Origin of the sequence: Flavobacterium sp. CBA20B-1 (assembly GCF_028473145.1) — a bacterium.
In the GTDB taxonomy this organism is placed as follows: domain Bacteria; phylum Bacteroidota; class Bacteroidia; order Flavobacteriales; family Flavobacteriaceae; genus Flavobacterium.
This window is the reverse complement of sequence record NZ_CP092370.1, coordinates 2,027,823-2,048,703: the sequence shown is the minus strand read 5'-3', so window position 1 is coordinate 2,048,703 and position 20,881 is coordinate 2,027,823. Positions and strand designations below refer to the sequence as shown.

18 protein-coding genes are annotated in these 20,881 nt (G+C 35.2%); 9 read left to right on the top strand and 9 right to left on the bottom strand.

Going from position 1 to position 20,881, the window contains the following annotated elements; genetic code table 11:
- Positions 1-139 precede the first annotated feature (139 nt).
- From MG290_RS10085 to MG290_RS10065, 5 genes are all read right to left on the bottom strand, one after another.
- Positions 140-2,107: an OmpA family protein gene (locus tag MG290_RS10085; RefSeq protein ID WP_264561183.1), complete on the bottom strand. Its 1,968-nt coding sequence runs from the start codon at positions 2,105-2,107 to the stop codon at positions 140-142.
- Positions 2,108-2,118: 11 nt separating this feature from the next.
- Positions 2,119-3,039 carry a PorP/SprF family type IX secretion system membrane protein gene (locus tag MG290_RS10080; protein ID WP_264561182.1) on the bottom strand — a complete coding sequence of 307 codons (921 nt, stop codon included), beginning with the start codon at positions 3,037-3,039 and terminating at the stop codon, positions 2,119-2,121.
- An 11-nt stretch (positions 3,040-3,050) separates the two neighbouring features.
- Entirely contained in the window at positions 3,051-4,313 is a 1,263-nt protein-coding gene (locus MG290_RS10075) for a gliding motility-associated C-terminal domain-containing protein (protein WP_264561181.1), read from the bottom strand.
- Positions 4,314-4,394: 81 nt separating this feature from the next.
- Positions 4,395-5,393 carry a hypothetical protein gene (locus tag MG290_RS10070; RefSeq protein WP_264561180.1) on the bottom strand — a complete coding sequence of 333 codons (999 nt, stop codon included), beginning with the start codon at positions 5,391-5,393 and terminating at the stop codon, positions 4,395-4,397.
- Between the two features lie 65 nt (positions 5,394-5,458).
- Positions 5,459-6,904 (bottom strand): hypothetical protein, encoded by a 1,446-nt coding sequence (locus tag MG290_RS10065; protein WP_264561179.1) that lies wholly within the window; start codon positions 6,902-6,904, stop codon positions 5,459-5,461.
- Between the two features lie 86 nt (positions 6,905-6,990).
- On the opposite strand from MG290_RS10065, the gene MG290_RS10060 reads away from it, so the two are divergent.
- Complete coding sequence (locus MG290_RS10060; protein WP_264560924.1) at positions 6,991-7,872, top strand: IS982 family transposase; 882 nt, start codon at positions 6,991-6,993, stop codon at positions 7,870-7,872.
- On the opposite strand, the gene MG290_RS10055 is transcribed toward MG290_RS10060, so the two are convergent.
- On the bottom strand, positions 7,869-8,441 hold the full coding sequence (locus MG290_RS10055; RefSeq protein ID WP_264561178.1) for a hypothetical protein: 573 nt from the start codon (positions 8,439-8,441) through the stop codon (positions 7,869-7,871). The two genes, MG290_RS10060 and MG290_RS10055, sit on opposite strands and share 4 nt — an antisense overlap.
- Before the next feature lie 252 nt (positions 8,442-8,693).
- Here MG290_RS10055 and MG290_RS10050 point away from each other — a divergent pair, with 252 nt between their 5' ends.
- Positions 8,694-9,023, top strand: a complete 330-nt coding sequence (locus MG290_RS10050; RefSeq protein WP_264561177.1) for a helix-turn-helix domain-containing protein — start codon at positions 8,694-8,696, stop codon at positions 9,021-9,023.
- Between the two features lie 51 nt (positions 9,024-9,074).
- On the opposite strand, the gene MG290_RS10045 is transcribed toward MG290_RS10050, so the two are convergent.
- Positions 9,075-9,518, bottom strand: a complete 444-nt coding sequence (locus MG290_RS10045; protein ID WP_264561176.1) for a GNAT family N-acetyltransferase — start codon at positions 9,516-9,518, stop codon at positions 9,075-9,077.
- Positions 9,502-10,500 carry a DUF4837 family protein gene (locus MG290_RS10040; RefSeq protein ID WP_264561175.1) on the bottom strand — a complete coding sequence of 333 codons (999 nt, stop codon included), beginning with the start codon at positions 10,498-10,500 and terminating at the stop codon, positions 9,502-9,504. Before MG290_RS10040 ends, MG290_RS10045 begins: the two co-directional genes overlap by 17 nt.
- A gap of 152 nt (positions 10,501-10,652) precedes the next feature.
- On the opposite strand from MG290_RS10040, the gene MG290_RS10035 reads away from it, so the two are divergent.
- The 7 genes from MG290_RS10035 to MG290_RS10005 all read left to right on the top strand — a co-directional run bounded on the left by MG290_RS10035 (position 10,653) and on the right by MG290_RS10005 (position 20,576).
- Positions 10,653-11,330, top strand: a complete 678-nt coding sequence (locus tag MG290_RS10035) for a response regulator transcription factor (RefSeq protein ID WP_264561174.1) — start codon at positions 10,653-10,655, stop codon at positions 11,328-11,330.
- 3 nt (positions 11,331-11,333) lie between these two features.
- Entirely contained in the window at positions 11,334-12,671 is a 1,338-nt protein-coding gene (locus tag MG290_RS10030; RefSeq protein WP_264561173.1) for a sensor histidine kinase, read from the top strand.
- A gap of 85 nt (positions 12,672-12,756) precedes the next feature.
- Positions 12,757-14,007, top strand: coding sequence for a TolC family protein (locus tag MG290_RS10025; RefSeq protein WP_264561172.1), 1,251 nt, complete (start codon positions 12,757-12,759; stop codon positions 14,005-14,007).
- A 4-nt stretch (positions 14,008-14,011) separates the two neighbouring features.
- The gene (locus tag MG290_RS10020) at positions 14,012-15,106 is read left to right on the top strand and encodes an efflux RND transporter periplasmic adaptor subunit (RefSeq protein ID WP_264561171.1); all 1,095 of its coding nucleotides are present in this window, start codon (positions 14,012-14,014) and stop codon (positions 15,104-15,106) included.
- A gap of 3 nt (positions 15,107-15,109) precedes the next feature.
- A complete protein-coding gene (locus MG290_RS10015; RefSeq protein WP_264561170.1) occupies positions 15,110-18,202 on the top strand; it encodes an efflux RND transporter permease subunit in 3,093 nt (1,030 codons plus the stop codon).
- Between the two features lie 220 nt (positions 18,203-18,422).
- Positions 18,423-19,907, top strand: a complete 1,485-nt coding sequence (locus MG290_RS10010) for a hypothetical protein (RefSeq protein ID WP_264561169.1) — start codon at positions 18,423-18,425, stop codon at positions 19,905-19,907.
- A gap of 57 nt (positions 19,908-19,964) precedes the next feature.
- A complete protein-coding gene (locus MG290_RS10005) occupies positions 19,965-20,576 on the top strand; it encodes a porin family protein (RefSeq protein ID WP_264561168.1) in 612 nt (203 codons plus the stop codon).
- A gap of 40 nt (positions 20,577-20,616) precedes the next feature.
- Here MG290_RS10005 and MG290_RS10000 read toward each other — a convergent pair whose 3' ends face one another.
- On the bottom strand, positions 20,617-20,850 hold the full coding sequence (locus MG290_RS10000) for a DUF6341 family protein (protein WP_264561167.1): 234 nt from the start codon (positions 20,848-20,850) through the stop codon (positions 20,617-20,619).
- Positions 20,851-20,881 lie beyond the last annotated feature (31 nt).

Below are 20,881 nucleotides of genomic sequence, written 5' to 3'. Positions count from 1 at the left end.
CTTTATTCAGGACTTTTTTTAATTTTATGATTTTGTTTCATCAGTGCTATTTTTTTTATCACTTTCTTTTTAAATGCACGGAGGAAGATCTTTTTGCGAATAAAAATTTATTTTTCTTAAATGACTCATAAATAGTTCGTTATAATTCTAAAACAATAAACTCTGATCTTCGGTTTTCTTCGTGTTCCGTATCTGAACATTTTGCACCATTGATACATGTATTGATTAACTGCGTTTCGCCGAAGCCTTTGTAGGTGATTCTTGTTACGTCTATCCCTTGCGCAGCAATCCATTCTGCGGTTGATTTTGCTCTGCGTTGGGATAGTTTCAAATTATACTCATCAGATCCACGGCTATCTGTGTGTGAGCGTATATCAATTTTCATACGCGGATAATCTTTTAAGACCTCAACGACCTTGGCTAATTCTAAAGCAGCATCTGGTCTAATATTGTCTTTATCATAATCGAAATAAATAGGATTCAGTTTCAACACCTTAAACAAGTCGTCGTTCTTTTTCACTTCCACTTTTTTCTGTTCCAATGCAATTGTTCGTTCACTTACTCCAGATCCAGAATCTAAAATCACCGTTTCTTCTTTTGTAATGTATCCTTCTTTGGAAATTTTTAAATGATATGTAGCACCGCATTCATATTCGGTATTAAAACGGTAACCATTTTTGATGTATTTGTTTGCTGATCCTAGCTCTTTATAAATTTTATCGTAAAGAGTGAGCGATGCATCAGGAATAATATTATTTGTTTTAGGATCTAAAACCGTAACGAGCAATTCTTGATCACAACCCAACTTTAATGCTCTGGTTTCAACAAAACCGTAAATATCGTCGTTTCCTTTACCGCCCGGTCTGTTTGATGAGAAAAAACCTTTTTTGCTTTTATAATCGATATAATAAGCAAAATCATCGGTATTAGAGTTTATAGGCTCTCCAATGTTCTGCACTTCGTAAAAACCTCCATCTTCTTTAACTTTTACTGCATACACATCCAAACCACCTAAGCCAATTCTGCCGTCGCTTGAAAAATACAATTCATCGTTGCTGTTTATGTAAGGAAATGTTTCTCTTGCTTCTGTATTAATTTCGGGTCCAAGATTTTGAGGCACGCCATATCCATTGCCATTGATGGTTACTTTCCACAAATCAGAATTTCCGAAACCACCCGGGCGATCGCTGGCAAAATAAAGTATGCTTTCATCCTTATTCAAGGTAGGATGTGCCGTGTTGAAATCATTGCCGTTAAAAGGCAGTTCTTGAATATTGTTCCAACTACCGTTTACTAATTCGGCACGGTAAATTTTCTGTTTGGTATTTTTATCTGCATCGTAACCCCTAACACCGTTAAGCATATTGTTTCTGCTAAAGTACATGGTTTGACCATTTGTTGTTAAAACCGCCGAAGATTCGTTGAACTTGCTTTTAACATCGCCTTTTAACATTTTAGGTTTCAATTGTTTTTCGATGCTATCGTTTGGTAGTTTATAACCGTATAAACTAGTAAAAGCTTCGCCTGTCCAGGTATGTATCTTTTTAGAGAAACTTCCCGTATCGCGTGCACTTGTAAAATACAGCTGCTGATCGTGTACATAACTTCCAAAATCTGCAAACTGCGTGTTGATTGGAAGATTTTCTACATTGCGGTAACGACCTGAATTTTCCGTGATCTGTTTTTTAAGTTCTTTTTCGTTTTTACGAACTGCTGCGATCTGTGACAGAGATCCTGTTTTAGCTGCAAATTGATCGTAATAATACTTGGCCTCGCTATTTTTTCCTACATGCTGCAATGTTTGTGCATAACGGTAATAAAATTCTGATGCGATATCATCTGATCCGAATTCTGTAAACAAGCGTTCGTAGAAAGGCTGTGCTTCGGCATATCGAGCATTGAAGTAATAAGTATTACCCAATTTCTCTAAAATATCTTTGCTTACATATCCTTTTTTTACGATTTTTTCGTAAATATGCATAGCGTCTGCGTAAGCCCAGTTTTCATATTCTTTGTTAGATTGCTTTAAACCTGCTTGTGCTTTTGCTGTGGTATTCCCAAAAAACAACAATGATGCTAGGGCTAATAGTGATAATCCTTTTTTCATGTCTGTAAATTTTAGAAGAAGCGCGACGTGTTGATACGGCGGTACTTGTTAAACAATTCAAATCTTACGAAAACCTCATGCGATCCGTTGTTGTAATTCGCTAACTTAGTAGTTTCACCATCATAGCTGTAACCTATAAACAAACCGTCGGTTGCTTGGAAACCAATTAAACCGCTCCAAGCCGCATCCCACCGATAGGCTCCACCAATTGTAAATTTGTTACTAATTAAGAAGTTGGCTGTGATATCTGCTTGTAATGGTGCTCCGTTTGTTGCTTTAACCAAAAATGCTGGTTTAAATTTAAGCATGGGATTCAACTCAAAAACGTGTCCGCCAATGAAATAGTACGTCATTTTGGTCCGCATCGTACTTTGCATATTATCGTCGTAACGAGTTGTTTCTAAAAAATTGGGTACAGAAAGCCCTAAATAGCTTTTATCGTTATGCCAATAAACGCCGGCACCGATATTGGGTGTAAATTGTCCGCTGATATCGTTTTGAAAATTAGGATCGTTCGGATTGTATGTCAATAACTTGGAATAAGCTACATTGAGCATATTACCCGATCCTTTAATACCGAATGAAAATTTACTACCACGGCTGTTTAAATCAATCGTATATGATAAATCTACACTTACCGTATTTTCGTCCATAATTCCTAATCCATCATTAATAAAACCTATTCCTAACCCCAACTTACTATCTCCTAAGGGCGTATTTACAGAAAAGGCGTTTGTTTTTGGTGCTCCTTCTAAACCCACCCATTGTGTGCGGTGCAAACCAAAAATACTTAACGAACCACGGCTGCCGGCATAAGCAGGATTTATGTTTACCGTGTTATACATATATTGGGTAAATTGTGGATCTTGTTGTGCGTTGGCAGAGAAGCTTACTAAAGCTAACAAAGCCCCTATGATTTTTAATCTTTTCATTGCTTTTTAGTTTAGTTTTGATTTTCGAGGTGAATATATCCCACTTTCTTAATCCATTGGTTTTCTCCATTGCGATTGTACAAGTATTCCACCACATAATAATAGGTTCCGATAGGTAGTTTTTCCCCACTTCCCACAATTCCATTGCCTTCGGCTATACCAACAAACACATTGTTTTTACTGTTATAGTTTTTGGTTTCGTACACTTTACGCCCCCAACGGTTATAAAGAACCACACTGTTTTCAGGAAAATGCTCGATATTATCTATAATTAAATAATCATTCATACCGTCTCCATCAGGCGAAACACCATTATATACAACTACATCTCCCGGGTTTAAGAACTTCTCTTTGATTTTTCCCAGCGTAAAGATTCCGAAGCCATCTACCTGAACAGGAGTGGTCACTGTTTTTGCAGTTTCATCAACAATTCCACCTTCATCTACCCAAAGGTTTTGAGTTGGATCCCAACGAACTATATGCAAGTCTTGTACTCCACGGAATTCTGCTGGCGTGGTTTGATCGTGCCAAGAGAGCGTAACCATTACAGAACCGGTTGTTCCGGCAGATTGATTGATTGTCCAATATTCTTGATTGTTTACAGCAGAAATAATTCCTGTTCGGTCTTTGTGAGGATATGTTTGATTGGTGTCCTCTTTAAAATACTCGCTTAAATAAGTATGAGCAACATCTGAAGGAGCTGAAATTCCCGCCAAACGGTAATATCCCAACTTACCAATGGGAAAAGTAAAGGCATCTTTACCTTGCTTTTCAACCATTCCTTCGGCATAACTTCTGTCGGTTGCATTCATTTGCGAAGCTCCGTTTCCGAAAAGTAATTTACCGCCATTATTTTTATTGATACGAACGATTCCTTCTCTAAAATTCCCGACACCATTGATAATCATATCGCTGTTTAGGTTGAAAGGATATTGGGATGAAGTATTGTTGAAAAGTACATCGAAGTGTTTTGACGGTTGCGAGCCGCTTATTGTTTGCTGCTGAGTTCCTTGAAAAACCGTATAACCAGTATTTTGATTGGTTGAATGTGTAAACAATCCATCGTTATTGTAATTTTTATAGAACTGAAATTCCCCATCGTTAAAAATTACTCCAGAAGCTTTATTATCAAAATTGAACTGTGTTGAGATAATTGTATTGGGCAATACGTATAATTCACCGTGATTCACCGCAATATTCTCTGAAACTTGAGCGTAAACACCAGAAGTTAACGAAATGTAAAGCAAACCTATGTTTATAAAAATATTTCTCATAGTTTATGATTTTTAGGTTAAATCCGTAAAACATATATTGTTTAAAAAATGATATCGTTTTTTAACGATGTAAATCATAAACTATAAATCAGATATTTTATGAACGTATAAAGATATTTTACCATCTGTCAACAAGCCTAAATTAATTCCTCCTGAATCTACTCCGAATGTAATAGTTTCATTTGTGTTTAATTGAACCATTGTATCCATAGTTGTTGAAGTTACAGGAACTTGAACTAAACCAATTCCTAATAAACTTACTCGTACACCATCAAAAAGCTTTTCTTCAAGTAATTGATTTGTATTTTTTATTATAACCAATTTCTTGTCACCTAAAAGTCCTAAATCAACACCTGCTTTTAATTGAAATTCATATTTAATGATATAAACTCCTGCAGATGGAGCTGTATATACACCATTAGTAAATAATGCATTATTACCAACTTTAGTGTCTGTTCCTGTTAAACTAATTTTTTGCCAGTTTTGTCCAGCAATGTTCAAATTTAAAAGACTCCAAGCACCATCTTTAGACGCCGAATAAACCGTATTATTAACTGATTTAGCAAAATCACTTGCATTTGCTGTTTTTAAAGCCCCCGTAGCATCTTGAACAATAATTTTATCGGTAGCTAATTGCGCTGTAGTTGTTGCGGGAAGCCCTGTTATATTTAGGGTATTGGCAGGGGTTGTGGTTATTGTTGTTGGCGCAGTTAAAGATCCGCCTAAAGCAATATTGTTGCCGGTTTTGGTTAAACCATTATTTGCTGTTATTACTGCGGAAATATCCGTACTATTTGCAATTCTGTTCCATTTTGTTCCGTCGTTATAATATTGCCCGGGCACTACATCGCCTGTTGTAACAGTATTGTAAACAGTCATACCTTGTACATGCCCTGTTAATGGTGCAGGTAAAGTTGTTGATGATAGTTCTACGCGTGGCAGCAAAATACCCTTATTTGTTGCTTCTACCTCTAACATAGCATTGGGGTTTGGAATGCCATCTGTTCCTCCAATTTTTACTTGCGCCGATGCTAAAGCGCTAAATAATATAGCTGATAAAAAGATAATTTTATTATTCATAGTTCATTTGTTTTAAGGAGAACCATCTGTTTTTCCTTAAACAGATGGTTAGGGTTTAAAAAAAATTATTGGGCAGAGAATTCTACAATTACTTTTACATCAAAGTTTGTCGCGCTTAAAACACTATACATGTTACCTGTACCAATTTTAAATGACAAATTGTTTCCGGTTAATGTAATATCTGTAGTAGATGTGTGTATATTACTATTTGTTGTGGCATTTAATAATTTAATGCTTAAAATTTTACCTATAGTTGTACCTGCAGCCGGTATAATAGTAATTGTTGAAACATTGGCAGTGCCACCGGTAACGGTTGCCGAATAAACGCCTGTATATATTTTACCACCATCAATCCATGTATCGCCCGTATTTACAACAGTTGATTCACTATAAACATTCCCTAATTGATTTTTAATTTCTTGTTTTTGAATTGGGTTAGCGTTGGTAATTGCGTTTACAATTGTTTGGGCTATATCAACCAATTCTTTCACACCCGTAGTACTGTTTATTGTATAAAAGGAAAATGCAGGAATAGTCAATTGACCTGCGGGAGTTCCTGCTGCAATCTCTGTTCTCGTAAAATAAACGTTTCCACCTTGATTTAATAAGTTGTTTACAATATCTTCAATTACATTTTGCACATCTGTATTATTCTCAATTGACCATTCTACATCAGCGGTCACATCCATATAATTTTTGATAGTTGCATTCTCAGTTAGGTATTCATAAACCACCTTTTGAGCTGCCTTTGGATCTGAAGTAACCTGCACATATGCTGAATTATTAGTACTTTTTGCAAGCGTTGTTAAACTTTCATTAGCTTTTACAATATCTGAGAAAGCTGTTGCTGGAACTGCTATTGGTGTACCCGAAGCATCGATGATATTAAACATGATATTTCCTCCTGTGATTGATGCTGTAACAATTCCTTCTGGCAGATCGGTATTGTCAATCATTTCTTGGATATATTGCACTAATGTTGTGGATGTGGAGCCACTAAAGCTGGTGGAGGCATTAATAATGGTATCTAAATTTTCTACAACAGCTGTTGGTATATTGATTGTAACATCTACACCCGCCTCATTCTTGTAGGTATAAGTACCATTAGCACCGGCAGTTAAGGTAGTAATTGTTTCATTTGATTTTACGATTGCACTAAAAGCTGTATTGGGAACAGTTACCCAAGTGGTTCCATCCCATTGTTCAAAAGAGGCTTGATTTGGTGTAACACTTGTATCGATTACAATTCGGGTTTCAGCGGTTTTTGTAACATTTTCAGATATATACTCGATATATTCTTCAACAGTAGAATAATTTGTTCCACCGCCAACAACAGTGCTATTTATAAATTCATTAAAGTTGTTTACAACACCACCAATAACATCAATTTGATAAACACCAGGTTCGGTTCCAGTAACGGGATCGGCAGTTCCTGTGTAACTTTCAGAAACATAATACTGTTTATTGCTAATTGTAACAATTTTTGTCTTAGACTCATTACCCTTAATCATATCAATAACCCGTAGTGCATTATATAAAAAGTTGCTCAAGATACAAAAAAGTAGTATATTGTATTGACTGACAATCAAATACAATCATGAGCAACTTAGAAGCAAGTTACAAATTAATTTTGAAGGAATTGCGGAAAATTTCGGAAAAAGAGAATTTATATTTTAAACCAATAAAGCCTAAACTATCTGATATTGAATTAATTAGTTTAATAATCTTGTCAGAATTTAAATCGATTGATTCTGAACATCAGCTATTTAGAGAAATTAAGGGTTTTGAAATTGAATCTAAAATTGAGCGAAGTGTTTACAACAGAAGAAAAAGAAAATTATTTCCATTTATCGAAGAAATCAGAATGAAAATGGTAAAAAAATTTAATGAGTTTGAAAACTATTTTGTGGTCGATAGTATGCCCTTGGAAGTGTGTAAAATAGCACGTTCTTCCAGAAGTAAAATATGTAAGGAGGTCGATTATGCCATTCCCAACAAGGGATTTTGTGCTTCACAAAATTTACATTTTTATGGCTATAAATTACACGCTGTTTGCTCAATTTCTGGTGTTTTTCAAAGTTTTGATTTATCTCCTGCCTCTGTCCACGATATTCATTATTTGCAGGATATAAGAAAGCAAATGTCTGATTGTGTTTTATTTGGAGATAAAGGTTATCTTTCACAAACCATTCAACTTGATTTATTTAACCAGGTCAATATCCAATTAGAAACTCCGAAAAGAAAAAATCAAAAAGGTTATAAACCTCAATTTTATCATTTCAAAAAATATAGAAAAAGAATTGAAACTCTGTTCTCACAATTGTGTGACCAATTTATGATTAGAAGAAATTACGCAAAGACCTTTGAAGGATTTAAAACAAGAATTCTGGCTAAAATTACAACACTGACAACTATTCAATATTTGAATAAATTTGTGTTTAATAGAAATATTAACAACCTAAAAATTAATCTCGTTTAATAATGCACCAGGGGTATATCAATAATGTCGGTGGTAATATCCTTTTTGGTATAATTTGTTCCATCAAAGTAAACATATTCAATAGTAGGGTTTGTTCCAGGAGTAAAAACCATGCCTCCTCCAAACGTATCACCTGTTACAGCAGGATCAACCAAATTATTTGCTGGAAAAGCTACTTTTAAAAGATTGATGATTTTATTCAGATCGGCTTGCACATCAGTAATATTTGAAATAGCTTCGTCTAACTGTGATTGGTTAACTATTCGTTCCCAATGTGCAGCTGTAGTACCATTTTGAATAGTCCAATAGTAAAACCCGGGTGAAACAGCAGTACTTCCCGTACCCGCATTGGCTGTATTGTAAACCAAAAGACTTTCGATTTCGGTTCCTGTGATTCCACTAAAAGAATCGGTTTCCATTAATGAAATTCTCGGTATTAAAACTCCTTTATCTGAAGATTTAATTTCTAACATGGTTGATGAAGCAGGTTCAGAAGTTCCTATACCTACCTGAGCATTTGCGAAATAAGCAGACCCACACAAGGCCGCCAACATAGTAATTTTTCTCATAGTTAATAAAATTTTAATTAGTTGATCTTTTTATATAATTTTCTCGTATATATTTCTTTAAAAAGGTAAAATGTGCATTTTCTAAAAAAACGGTATAATATTTGAGCTTAAAAACATAAGAAAGCTTAGACTATATAATATGAACACACACTTTTAATTCGTGTTTTTTTGTAAATATATGAATTAATAATTCTTATTTAAAACAATTTTAACAAAAAAAGGAACCATTTGTTCCTGCAACACTATTTTATAATGAAGGAAGCAAATGAACGATTGAAACAACTGCGTAAACAAAAACGATACACTCAGGAAGATTTAGCAAAAAAATTAGGCATTTCTTTAAGAGCCTATTCTAAGATTGAAAGCAGGGAAACACAACTAACTTTAGAACGCTTAAATGAAATTTTAGAAATTTTAGGAGTTTCAGCACTTGAGTTTTTTAGCAATGAATCAGCGCAAAATAAAAGTTTATCAACAACAAAGAGCAATGCATCAATACCGCTTATTCAGCATTACCAAGAAACGATCTCAATGCTTAAAGAACATATCGAAACTTTGAAAAATTTAATCGAAAAAAAATAGCAAACGAAAAACCGTTTACCATTGAGAAATTAAAACCTTTTATAGTTATTTTTAGGTACGAACCATTTGCACATGCGGAATATTGTCTTCTAAATACACTTCAGAAGAAGTCACAAAACCATGCTGGTTGTAAAACTTTTGCAAATGGGCTTGGGCAGAAATGGTTATATGACCGGTTTTATACAAATCAAAAACAGTTTGCACTGCGGTTTTCATTAGTAAATGCCCGATATTTTTTGCCCGATACGATGCATGTACCACCACACGCCCAATACTACTGCTTTTGTATTTTACATCCGGAGCAATTACGCGCGCATAAGCCACCAGCACCTCATCATTGTTCCAAATTAATACATGTGTAGCTGCTTGATCGCAACCATCGGTATCCAAATAGGCACAATTTTGTTCTACCACAAAAACTTGGTTTCGCAAATCTAAAATGTGGTACAAGTCGGTAGCAGAAAGTTCTTGGAACGATTTAATTTCCGTTTTCATTAAAATTTATGGTTTTTATAATTGCTTCTACTTCTAAAATTTGATCTCGTTTGTTTTTTAAAGGATTATTAACGTATCCTTCTACAAACAAATAGCGTTGGTAATATTCATCGCGAATGGCATACGAAATAAAAGGTCCTTTGAGGTAGTCGTTTACCGTTTCCCAACTGCCCACAATTCTGTAAGCGGGCATTTGCAACATATTTTCTTTTGAAACAAATTGATATTCTTTTGTGTTTGTAGTGATATAAGCAGTATCTTTTGCGGTTTTAATAAATTTTTTTCCAATAAAATTGCGTGCTTGCAAAAGATGCTCTTCAACAGAACCTTTGTTGTTTTCAATTTCGGCTATGGGAAATTCATACAATACCAAATTCACACTACCCGAAGATAAATCTTTTTGATACCACAAAAACGGAAATTCGCTTTTTACTTGCAAATGATAATCATCCGGAATTTTTAAGGTGCATCCAAAAAACTCTTTCAATTCTCTTAATTCTTTGGTAGAAGTGCGTACCACTTCGTGCGTTTCTTCATTTAATTCAGACGCCTTAAAAACCGAAATAACAGAATCGGCTCGTTTTTTAAACATCGCCAATAAATCGCTTTTTGTTTTTGCTCTTAAAAAAAAGAAGTTTTGCGGTGTGGCGTGCACGCTTTTCTGCAACAAAAATTCATGTTGGGTATGTATCGAAAAAAGCACAATATTTCGTGCTGTTTTGGCTCTCGTAGTAAAAATACTTGGATCTAATTGCACCAAATCAAAAATGGGTTCTGTGGTGGTGCTTTCTGCTGTGGTTTGCGCAAGATGTGCACGTATGCTATCGCCCAAACTGCCCACCCACAAGCTGTCGTCAATTACCAAAACCACTTCGTTGCGATTTCCAAACGAGGGCTTAAAGCTGGCTGTTGGCGTTTGTTCTTTTTTACTGCAACCAAAAAGCAATCCGAAAAATAGTATCAAACAGAAAAAATACTTCATAACGTCAGATCTTCATTTTTGTAAAATTACACAAACACACGGAAATTCCACTTCAGAATAGAATTAATTACAAATTAAAAACAGGTTAGAATAAAACCCTACCGTATTTTATTTTTACATTTATAGCATACATTTGATAAATTTTTCTTGAAATGCAAGTTTTAGTAGTTGAAGATGATAAAAGAATAAGCGACTTTTTAATAAAAGGGTTGGAAGAAAACGGCTATGTGGTAACGCTCTGTAAAAATGCCGAAGAAGTGTTGAACCATTTCATAAACATTGAATTTGCATTGATTATTTGCGATGTGATGCTTCCTGGAATGGATGGTATCCAATTGGTGCAAACACTGCGCTATAAAAATAACAACACCCCTATTTTAATGCTTAGTGCTTTAAACACTGTGCAAGATAAAGTTTCGGCATTAGACTTTGGTGCAGATGATTACCTCACCAAACCTTTTCATTTTGATGAATTGCTTTCGCGTATCAAAGCACTAACAAGGCGCAATCCGGCACTTACAAAAGAGAAAGTGGAAAACAACAAAGAATACGGAGCATTGCTAATTGATCTTGATCAGTACAAGGTTTTTGTAAACGGAATAGAAGCTGAACTTTCACCGCGCGAATTTAAGCTATTGAACTACCTAATTGCCAACGAAGGTAAAGCCGTAACACGTGTTCAAATTTTAAATGCCGTTTGGGGCATCACTTTTAACAATCACACCAATGTGGTTGACGTGTATATATCGTACCTGCGCAATAAAATAGAGAAAAAAGACAACAAATATATTCACACAGTAAAAGGGGTTGGATATATGTTTAAAAGCTGATACATGAAATTAAAACACCGCCTTGCCTTATATGCTATTGTGATCTTTAGTGTCATTATCCTTATTGTTTCTGCAGTGGTCTATTTTTCATTTTATACCCAAATGGAAAAAAAGGAAATGCAATCGCTTGAAAACAAAACCCTTCTATCTGCTTTATACTATTTAGAACAAGATGAACTGCCTACTTTTGAACACGAAAACGTGAAAAGCATGTTGCTAAAAAGCATCTCCCGGAAAAACATCATCATCTATGATTCTATAAATAAAAAATTCAACGGTGAAATGCGGTTCGATAAAAACATCACCAATGATTTTATAGAAATGGTTCGAACATACAACAACCATTCTTTTACAGATGAACACTTTTTTTATAACGGTATTTTTTACCATGACAATCAAGGCGATTTTGTGGTGATTACCCGCGAACCAAAAGATGAATTTAACGAGCAAATGCTTTCCTTGTTGCATATTTTGGCAATTGTATCGGTAATTGGGCTTGCTTTTATTTATTTCTTTTCTCTTTTTTTAGGACATATTGCTTATGAACCTATTCTAAAAATCATTGCACAAATTAAAGAACGCGACACCCGTAATTTTAATCAACCGCTTGAATTGAAGAAAACATACGCCGAAATTGATGATTTAATGGAAACTTATAATCATTTTATCCATAAAATTTCGCAAACATTCACTATTCAAAAAAACTTTATCGATTATGTTTCGCACGAACTTCGAACACCAATAACTGCCTTATTGGGAACTTTGGAAGTTGCTCACAACAAAAAACGCACCCTAGAAGAACACGAACAAATTATCAATCAATTAAAACAATATACCAACGATTTGCAAGAAACATTAGACCAAATGATGCTGCTTTCGGGTGTAAAAACCAGTTTTGAGTTTAAAGCGTTGCGTATTGACGAAATTGTTTGGCACGTAATTGAAAATGCTGTTTTGTACCACAATGCACAAATCGATGTTGATTTACAAGTAACCAACGAAGCTTTGCTTACCCTGCAAGGAAACGAACAAATGCTAGAACTTGCCCTGAACAACTTGGTGGGCAATGCCATAAAATATTCAGGCAACAAATTGGTTAACATTCGGTTCTACGAAAAAAACAACCGCTTAATTTTGGCAATTATTGATCAAGGTATTGGTATTCCAGCAAGCGATTTAAAACAAATTAAACAGAACTTTTACCGCGGCAATAACACCGGCGAATTTCAAGGCAAAGGAATTGGACTTTCTATGGCAGATATTATTTTGCAAATGCACAATGCCACGCTTACTTTGAGCACAAATCACCCAGTGGGAACTATTGTTGAATTAGCCTTTTAAAAACCAATTCTAATCTACTTTTAATTTTACCTAAAACCCTTTTTAATGTTCCAACGATACTTTTGCTTTCTAAAAGTATCATACAGTGAGCAGAATTTATTTAACCATCCTTTTCATAGGGTTCACGTCTTTGGTAAAGGCGCAAACCTATCAATTAACTGATTTAGAAAGACAGTTTTTACAGAACAACTATGCATTAATAGCAAGCAAGTACAATATAGAACGCGCCGAAGCCGAAATTGTGCAAGAAAAACTATGGTCAAATCCCAATCTTACTGTTTCTGAAGTGAATCTTTGGAAAACCTATCAAATCGAAGAGCAACCGCCCCTATTCGGAACATACGGTATCAACCAACAAGTTACAGTAGAATTGGAACAACTTATTGAAACGGCCGGAAAACGCAAAAAGCGTGTGGCTTTAAAACAGTTAGAAAAAAACAATGCCATTTTTGAATTTGAAGAGTTAATGCGTTTTCTAAAGAAAGAATTGCGCCAATCTTATTATACGCTGCATAAAGTACAAACCGAAGAGTTGCTTTTAAAAAATATGGTTGCATTGTTCCAGCAAATGAGTGACCAATACGAACGCCAAACCGAACTAAAAAACGTTCCAAAAGCCGAATATTTTCGTATGCAAACCGAATTAATTGCTTTGCAAAAAGAACAAGTAGTATTAGAAAATGAAAAAACAGAAAATATTCATAAACTAAGAGTGCTTACGCAGAATAGCACGCTTGAAATAAATCAAATAAGTTTTCCAAAACAGGCATTCGCTCCTAAAAATTTATCAATAGACTTGCAACAAGCTGCAATGCAGAACAATATAGAGCTGAAACAGCAACAAAACGAAACCCAAATGGCACGCCAACAATTGCTTTTGGAGCAAGCACAGCGCATACCCGATCTTAACATTCAAATTGGTTATGACCGTGGCGGAAACATTATGCGCGATTTTATGGGCGTAGGTGTAAGTGTTGATTTACCAATTTTTAACAAAAACAAAGGCGCTATTAAAGCAGCCAAACACACAATAGATCAACAAGAAAAACAGCAGCGAGCATTAGAAACAGCATTAGATCAATCTGTGCAACAACTGCAAAGCCAATTAGGCATTATCAATCAATCATTACAAAAATGGTCGGGTATGCAAACAAAAGAACACGAACAAATGATTGAGAATTATAAAAAACACCTACAAACCAAACAAATTACGCTTTTAGAGTTTTTAGATTTTACGCAAGCATACCGCGAAGCTCAACAAGCTTATAACGAATTAGTAGAAAATTACCAGCACACCCTAGAAGAACTAAACTATTTAACAGGAAAAGAATTATAAGATCATGAAAAAATACAGTTTATTACTCCTTTTTTGGGGCGTTTTGTTTACGGCTTGTAAAAAAGAAAACGATACTCAAGAAACCACTACAGAGAAAAAAGCATTTTGTTTAAGCAACGAATTGCACGCCACTACGCAAACCACGGTAATTAGCAAACAACCCATTCAAGAGCAATTGGCGTTATCGGGCAAAATAGAATACAATGAAAACGATTTGGTTGCCTTTAAAAGTTTGCTGCAAGGAATTGTTGAAAAAGTGTATTTTGAATTGGGCGATTATGTAAAACAAGGTCAAGTTTTGGGAGTGGTACGATCGAACGAAATCCAAGATTTAATGCAGGAAAAACGCGCTCACGAAAACCAAATAGCCCTTTTACGAAAACAATTGCAAAGCAAAAAAGAATTATTAAACGACGGTATGGCATCGCAACCCGAAGTTTCTGAAATCGAATACGCATTAAAAGCAGAGCAAATCGAAGCGGAAAAAATCAATGCTTCCTTAAAAATGTTTCGCGGTACAGCCAATGGTTTTTTTCAAATTTTGGCGCCTAAAAACGGATACATCGTTCAAAAAAATATGAGTTCGGGTATGGCAATCACTGCCGATGACCAAGAGCCGCTTTTCTCTATATCAAACCTGAAAGAAGTTTGGGTAATGGTGAATATCTATGCCAACCATTTAAAATATATTCACAAAAACGATCCTGTAAAGGTTCGAACGGTTGCCTATCCCGATAAAATTTATTCCGGAAAAATAGACAAAATTTACAATGTATTCGACGACAACGAACATGTTTTAAAAGCACGGGTAATACTTGAAAACCAAGAATTGAACTTAATGCCTGGTTTGAGTGCCGATATTATTATCGATAAAAAAAACACCCAAGGCGAAGCTTTTGCCGTGCCAAATAAAGCAATTGTATTTAGCTATAACAAAGAGTATGTGGTGGTTTACAAAAACAAATGTTCGTTGGCTACAAAGCAAATCAACAGAATCGCTAGCAATGAAGAATACACCTTCGTGCGTGAGACATTTGCTGCCGATGAAAAAATTGTAACCACCAACGCTTTAATCATTTTTGAAGAATTAAACCAATAAGTTATGCAGAAATTTGTACAGAACATCGTAACCTTTTCCTTAAAAAACACCTCTTTTGTGCTTTTTGGGGTACTGGCTTTGCTTTTTGGAGGAATCTTCGCACTGAAACAAACGCCCATTGAGGCGTTTCCTGATGTAACCAACACCAGAGCCCGAATCATTACCCAATGGCCAGGCCGCAGTGCCGAGGAAATGGAAAAACTAGTTACGCTTCCCGTTTCTAAGGTAATGAACAGTATTCCGCATAAATCAAACATTCGCTCTATTTCGCTTTTTGGACTTTCGGTGGTTACCGTGCAGTTTGAAGACGGTGTAGATGACTTTTATGCACAGCAATATGTATCAAACAAACTGGCAGGCGTGGATTTGCCTGAAGGCGCCGATGCTGAAATTGAACCACCTTCAGGAGCCACAGGTGAAATATTTCGCTATATCATAAAAAGTAAACTTCCGCTGAAAGAAGTAACTGCTATTCAAGATTGGGTTATTGAACGCGAACTGCTTTCTGTTCCCGGCGTTGCAGACGTGGTGAGTTTTGGTGGGGAAAAAAAATCGTTTGAAATAAAAATAAATCCTACGGAGTTGAAGAATTTCGATTTGTCGCCGTTAGATGTTTACGAAGCCGTTTCAAAATCAAACGTAAATGTAGGTGGTGATGTTATTGAACAAGGAAATCAAGCGTATGTGGTTCGTGGTGTGGGTTTATTGGATAAAATTGAGGATATAGAAAATATCACCATAAAACTCAATGGATCTACCCCTATTCTTATAAAAAATGTGGCAGATGTGGTAGTATCACACAAACCACGCTTAGGACAAGTAGGATACAATGAGCAAGATGATGTGGTGCAAGGTATTGTGATTATGCTTCGTGGCGAAAATCCGTCGGAAGTTATTGAAAATCTAAAAGAAAAAATTACCGAATTAAACGAACGTACCTTACCAGACGATGTAACAATCGAAACCGTAGTAGATCGCACCAAATTGGTTGATAATACCGTAAAAACCGTATCAAAAAACTTGGTTGAAGGCGTGCTTTTGGTATCGTTAATCGTTTTTGTGTTTCTTTACAACTGGAAATCTACTGTAATTGTAGCATCGGTTATTCCGCTATCGTTTCTGTTCGCGATCATCATGCTGAAAATACAAGGCTTGCCCGCCAACCTCATCTCCATGGGTTCGCTCGATTTTGGTCTGTTGCTCGAAGGAACGCTCGTAATTGTTGAAACCGTATTCGTTGCCCTCGCCACGCTGTCGCACAAAGTGGGCCCAGAACGTTTCGCAAAAATGAGCAAAATGGGCGTTATTAAGAAAAGTGCTGGTAGTGTAGCATCTTATATCTTTTTTGCATTAATCATTTTAATTGTGGCATTGCTGCCTATCTTTTCATTCCAAAAGGTAGAGGGTAAAATGTTCTCGCCGTTGGCGTTTACATTGGGTTATGCTTTGTTGGGTTCGTTAATTTTGAGTTTAACCTACGTGCCGGCAATGTGCAAACTGTTATTCACTAAAAACATAGAAGAAAAAGAGAATTTCATTACCCGTTTTTTTCAGAAAACAGTTTTTGGTTTATACAGTACTGCTTTTAAATATAAAAAAGCCACTTTAGGAATTTTCTTGACAATTTTAGGCGTTTGTGTGTTCAAATTCATGAACTATGGTTCTGAATTTTTACCGAAATTAAACGAGGGTGCAATCTATATTCGTGCTACCCTTCCGAATAGCGTGAATTTGAAAGAATCGACTCGCATCACCAAAGAAATGAAACAATTGATGCAGAAAGATTGTGAGGAAATCGATTTTATTCTAACACAAACCGGACGACCGAACGATGGAACCGATCCTACGGGATTTTTCAACATTGAATTCAATATTCAGCTAAAAGACGCAGCCGATTGGACACGAAAGGTTTCTAAAGAAGACATTATTCAGGAGCTTCGAACCAAATTGAACCGATACCCAGGGATTACCTTTGGATTTAGTCAACCCATTCAAGACAATGTGGAAGAATATGTTGCCGGCGTGAAAAGTTCGCTAGTCATAAAGATTTTTGGTGATGATTTATACGATCTCGAAAAATATGCTAATAAAGTGGCAGCTTCTATTGCAAAAGTGAGCGGTATCACAGATATCAACGTGTATAAAAACATTGGTTTGCCGGAATTGCGCATTCAACTCCACGATTCCAAAATGGCTCGATACGGCATTCAAACCGCCGATGTTCAGGCTGTAGTTGAAATGACGATTGGCGGACAAGCTGCTACCCAATTTTACGAAGGCGACCGCAAGTTTGATGTAATTTTACGTTTTCAGGAAGCTTATAGAGATTCTCCTGAAAAAATTGCAAATATCTTAATACCAACAAGCAACGGACACAACGTTCCTTTACAAGAAATTGCTACGATTGGCTATAAAACCGGACCCGCATTTATTTATCGCGAAGGAAACAGCCGCTATATTGGTGTAGGATTTAGCATTGAAGGACGAGATTTAGGCAGCACTATTGATGAGGCCAAAAAAATAGTTGCGAAAGAAGTGAAACTTCCGAAAGAAAACTATACCGAATGGGCAGGTGAATTTGAAAGTAAAGAACGTGCAACAAAGCAGTTAGCATTGGTTGTTCCGGTTTCGCTGGTATTGATTTTATTATTGCTGTACACCAATTTTGGTAATTTAAAAGATACTGCCATAGCATCGTTAACATTGCCATTTGCTTTTATCGGTGGCTTTATATCACTTTGGCTTACAGGAACGGTTTTCGGCATATCGGCAGGTATTGGTTTCATCATTCTGTTTGGAGTGGCAACGATTGACGGTATTGTTTTGATAGGCGTTATAAGCGAAAATTTAAAACAGAGAATGAAACTAAAAGAAGCCATTGCAAGCGGAGTGAAAAACAGAATACGCCCCGTAGTGATGATTGCTTTAATGGGTTCAATGGGATTATTACCTGCGGCATTGTCAACCGGAATGGGATCTGAAATACAAAAACCATTGGCAATTATGATTGTAGGCGGATTGATTGTGTGTTTAATTTTATCCTTTTCCATACTTCCAATAGTTTTTTATTACGCATATAGAAAACAAAAAGAATAAAAAACCTTAAAATAATATACAGATAACTTACACATAACCGTTCGTTTACCCTACTGCAGTAATTTAGCAGCATCATTCAAAATAGTTAATTATTCATTAACGAACGAGTGTTTTTTATCTATTAAAGCAAGTTGCCTTGTTGCAACTTGCTTTTTTTGTTTCACATAATATTTTATTGACCGATAAATAGTGTTATTTTTACTTTTTAAATAGCAATCTAATGAAAAAAGCAATTCTATTATTACTCTTAATTAACTTTACATACGGCTATGGTCAATTACCCTACAAAAGAACATGGGGAAGCATGATACCACTCTTTGATAAGCCTGAAAGACCTTTCTCTGCAGTAAGAAAAATTTTAAGCATCCCTTTTGTATCAGAAGTAAATCCAAACAATGGAAACTTATACGTTGTAAGTGAAAATTTTGATGAAGTAATAGCATACGATCGCGAAAGTTCAAAATCAAAGTTAATATATAAAATCCCAGGCTCGGAAAAAGGAACAATTATCACACAAATAAAGTTTGATTCTAAAAACAACTTAATAATTACGGGTAGAACTATTATCACTGGATTATCTACACCAAAAGCATTTAGCAAAGAAATAAGTAACGATTTTAGTAGTGGATACACATTTATTACTAAGGTTCATCCGGATGGTTCGCAGGCGTGGTTTACCTATTTTTATGATATTCCTCAAAATGCAAGGCCTTTAGCTGTTGATAAGAATGATGATATTTATATCGTAAATAAACGATCTAAAAAAGACACTTTATCTCTTTCATTTTTTCAAGATACTGCTGACGTTAAATCTTCTATGCAATATCAAGATGTTATTACCAAGCTTAATACTAATGGAGAACATGTATGGAGTACCTTTTACGCAAAAGATGATTCAAGAATAAATGCAATAATCACATCAGAAAAAGGATTGTATATTTATGGAATGCACTTAGCACAAACATCAGGGAGTACCTATTTTGGAACAGCAGGAAGTTATCAACCTGTTACCAATAGCGAGATATATTCTACTGCAAGTGTGTTTTTATCGAAATTTAGCTTTGATGGAAAACGCTTATGGAGCACCTATTTTGGAAATGAAAAATCATTTGTACCCTATCCACTAACAAATATAAACAAAAACCCAAGCAATATAACAGTTATTAATGATGAGGTGTATTTTATGACTTTACATTATACAGACAAGATTTCTGTTGCTAAAAATTTAATAACAGCTAACACGTTGTTTAATAAGCCCGTATCTAATAATGAAAATCATACGCTCTCAAAATTCAATGGTAATGGCGAACAAGTATGGTCTACTTTTATTCCTGCATCTGGCGATTTGTACAAAACATTCGATGATGATGCATTAGTAATAAGCTCTGTTTTAGACCAAAAAAATCAAATTTTTGAAACCACCAAAAAAGCATATCAACCTAAAAATGCTGGAATGCGCGACGTTTATACTTATATGCTTTCTCTAGATGGTAAAAAACTATTATACGGCTCGTACTATGGATATGAAGCAGATGACACTGGTTTCAGTATTCCTACAATAAACGGATTTTTCACAATTGGTCATTCTAGCATGAACACAAAAGAAAAATCTTTTTTTGCAGACAGAAATGCGGAATTAGATAAATTTACATTAAACAACCAAGGGGTTTATATAGGAAACTTTTTAGCCTATTTTTCGTTATAAATTAATAAGCCTTTTACTTTTTGCGAGAAATTGATACTTTTGCAAAAATAATTTAAAATGAAAAAATTAACACTTATTGCTTTATTGGCTTTTGCAGGAACTACAAATGCCCAAACCGAAAAAGGAAATTGGCTGTTTGGAGGTGCTACAACTTTTAACTTCAACTCTTTAAGCCCATCTGTTAAACAAGACGGTGTAACAATTGATGGAAACAAATCCAGTACTTTTACTGCTACACCCTCTTTTGGATATTTTGTAACAAATAATCTTGCTGTTGGAATGGACTTGGAACTTTCTGCACAAAAAACAAAAGAGTATGATTATTTTACCAGCTCTACTACTGATGTTAAAACAAATATTTTTAGCGTTATTCCTTCGGCAACTTATTATTTTAAAAATGAATCAAAGGCTTTTCCTTATATTGGGGCAGGTGCTGGATATGCAGTAGCTAAGGCAAAAGTAGATGGTAATTCTATTGATCCTACAAACTTTTTTGTATGGAAAGTAAAAGGCGGAGTTGCGTATATGATTACTAATGATATTTCGGTTGATTTTGGTTTGAATTACAATCAGTTTTCAACCAAATATACCTATCCAAGTGGTGAATATTATAAATCGTTCAATAAAAATTTTGGAGCTAATATCGGATTTACTCTCTTCTTAAATTAGAAGCTGTAAAACAAAAAAATCAGGTTTAAAACCTGATTTTTTATTTTAAGAACGAGTGTGCTGTTGTATCTTGTTCATCTTCGTTGTTTGAAGCAAAAATGCGCAATTGTTTTAACCAGTAAACAAAGGCAACTGTACAAATAATGATAAAAATCCAGTTAATAATGTTTGCAATCCACCAATTGGTTAATTCTAATTTTGCAAACCAATCCATTGGTACAAACAACACATCAACGAATAAAAATTCAATACCTTTAAAGAATGATGTCCACATAATATTGTTATTAATTATTTATGTTTAATTT

Bases quoted from the DNA above. Each gene is read 5' to 3' on its own strand.
- MG290_RS10085 (WP_264561183.1), bottom strand. From the start codon at position 2,107: ATGAAAAAAGGATTATCACTATTAGCCCTAGCATCATTGTTGTTTTTT.
- MG290_RS10070 (WP_264561180.1), bottom strand. From the start codon at position 5,393: ATGAATAATAAAATTATCTTTTTATCAGCTATATTATTTAGCGCTTTA.
- MG290_RS10010 (WP_264561169.1), top strand. From the start codon at position 18,423: ATGAAAAAAGCAATTCTATTATTACTCTTAATTAACTTTACATACGGC.
- MG290_RS10000 (WP_264561167.1), bottom strand. From the start codon at position 20,850: ATGTGGACATCATTCTTTAAAGGTATTGAATTTTTATTCGTTGATGTG.
- MG290_RS10075 (WP_264561181.1), bottom strand. From the start codon at position 4,313: ATGAGAAATATTTTTATAAACATAGGTTTGCTTTACATTTCGTTAACT.
- MG290_RS10045 (WP_264561176.1), bottom strand. From the start codon at position 9,518: ATGAAAACGGAAATTAAATCGTTCCAAGAACTTTCTGCTACCGACTTG.
- MG290_RS10050 (WP_264561177.1), top strand. From the start codon at position 8,694: ATGAAGGAAGCAAATGAACGATTGAAACAACTGCGTAAACAAAAACGA.
- MG290_RS10060 (WP_264560924.1), top strand. From the start codon at position 6,991: ATGAGCAACTTAGAAGCAAGTTACAAATTAATTTTGAAGGAATTGCGG.
- MG290_RS10035 (WP_264561174.1), top strand. From the start codon at position 10,653: ATGCAAGTTTTAGTAGTTGAAGATGATAAAAGAATAAGCGACTTTTTA.
- MG290_RS10015 (WP_264561170.1), top strand. From the start codon at position 15,110: ATGCAGAAATTTGTACAGAACATCGTAACCTTTTCCTTAAAAAACACC.
- MG290_RS10065 (WP_264561179.1), bottom strand. From the start codon at position 6,904: ATGATTAAGGGTAATGAGTCTAAGACAAAAATTGTTACAATTAGCAAT.
- MG290_RS10040 (WP_264561175.1), bottom strand. From the start codon at position 10,500: ATGAAGTATTTTTTCTGTTTGATACTATTTTTCGGATTGCTTTTTGGT.
- MG290_RS10055 (WP_264561178.1), bottom strand. From the start codon at position 8,441: ATGAGAAAAATTACTATGTTGGCGGCCTTGTGTGGGTCTGCTTATTTC.
- MG290_RS10030 (WP_264561173.1), top strand. From the start codon at position 11,334: ATGAAATTAAAACACCGCCTTGCCTTATATGCTATTGTGATCTTTAGT.
- MG290_RS10080 (WP_264561182.1), bottom strand. From the start codon at position 3,039: ATGAAAAGATTAAAAATCATAGGGGCTTTGTTAGCTTTAGTAAGCTTC.
- MG290_RS10005 (WP_264561168.1), top strand. From the start codon at position 19,965: ATGAAAAAATTAACACTTATTGCTTTATTGGCTTTTGCAGGAACTACA.
- MG290_RS10020 (WP_264561171.1), top strand. From the start codon at position 14,012: ATGAAAAAATACAGTTTATTACTCCTTTTTTGGGGCGTTTTGTTTACG.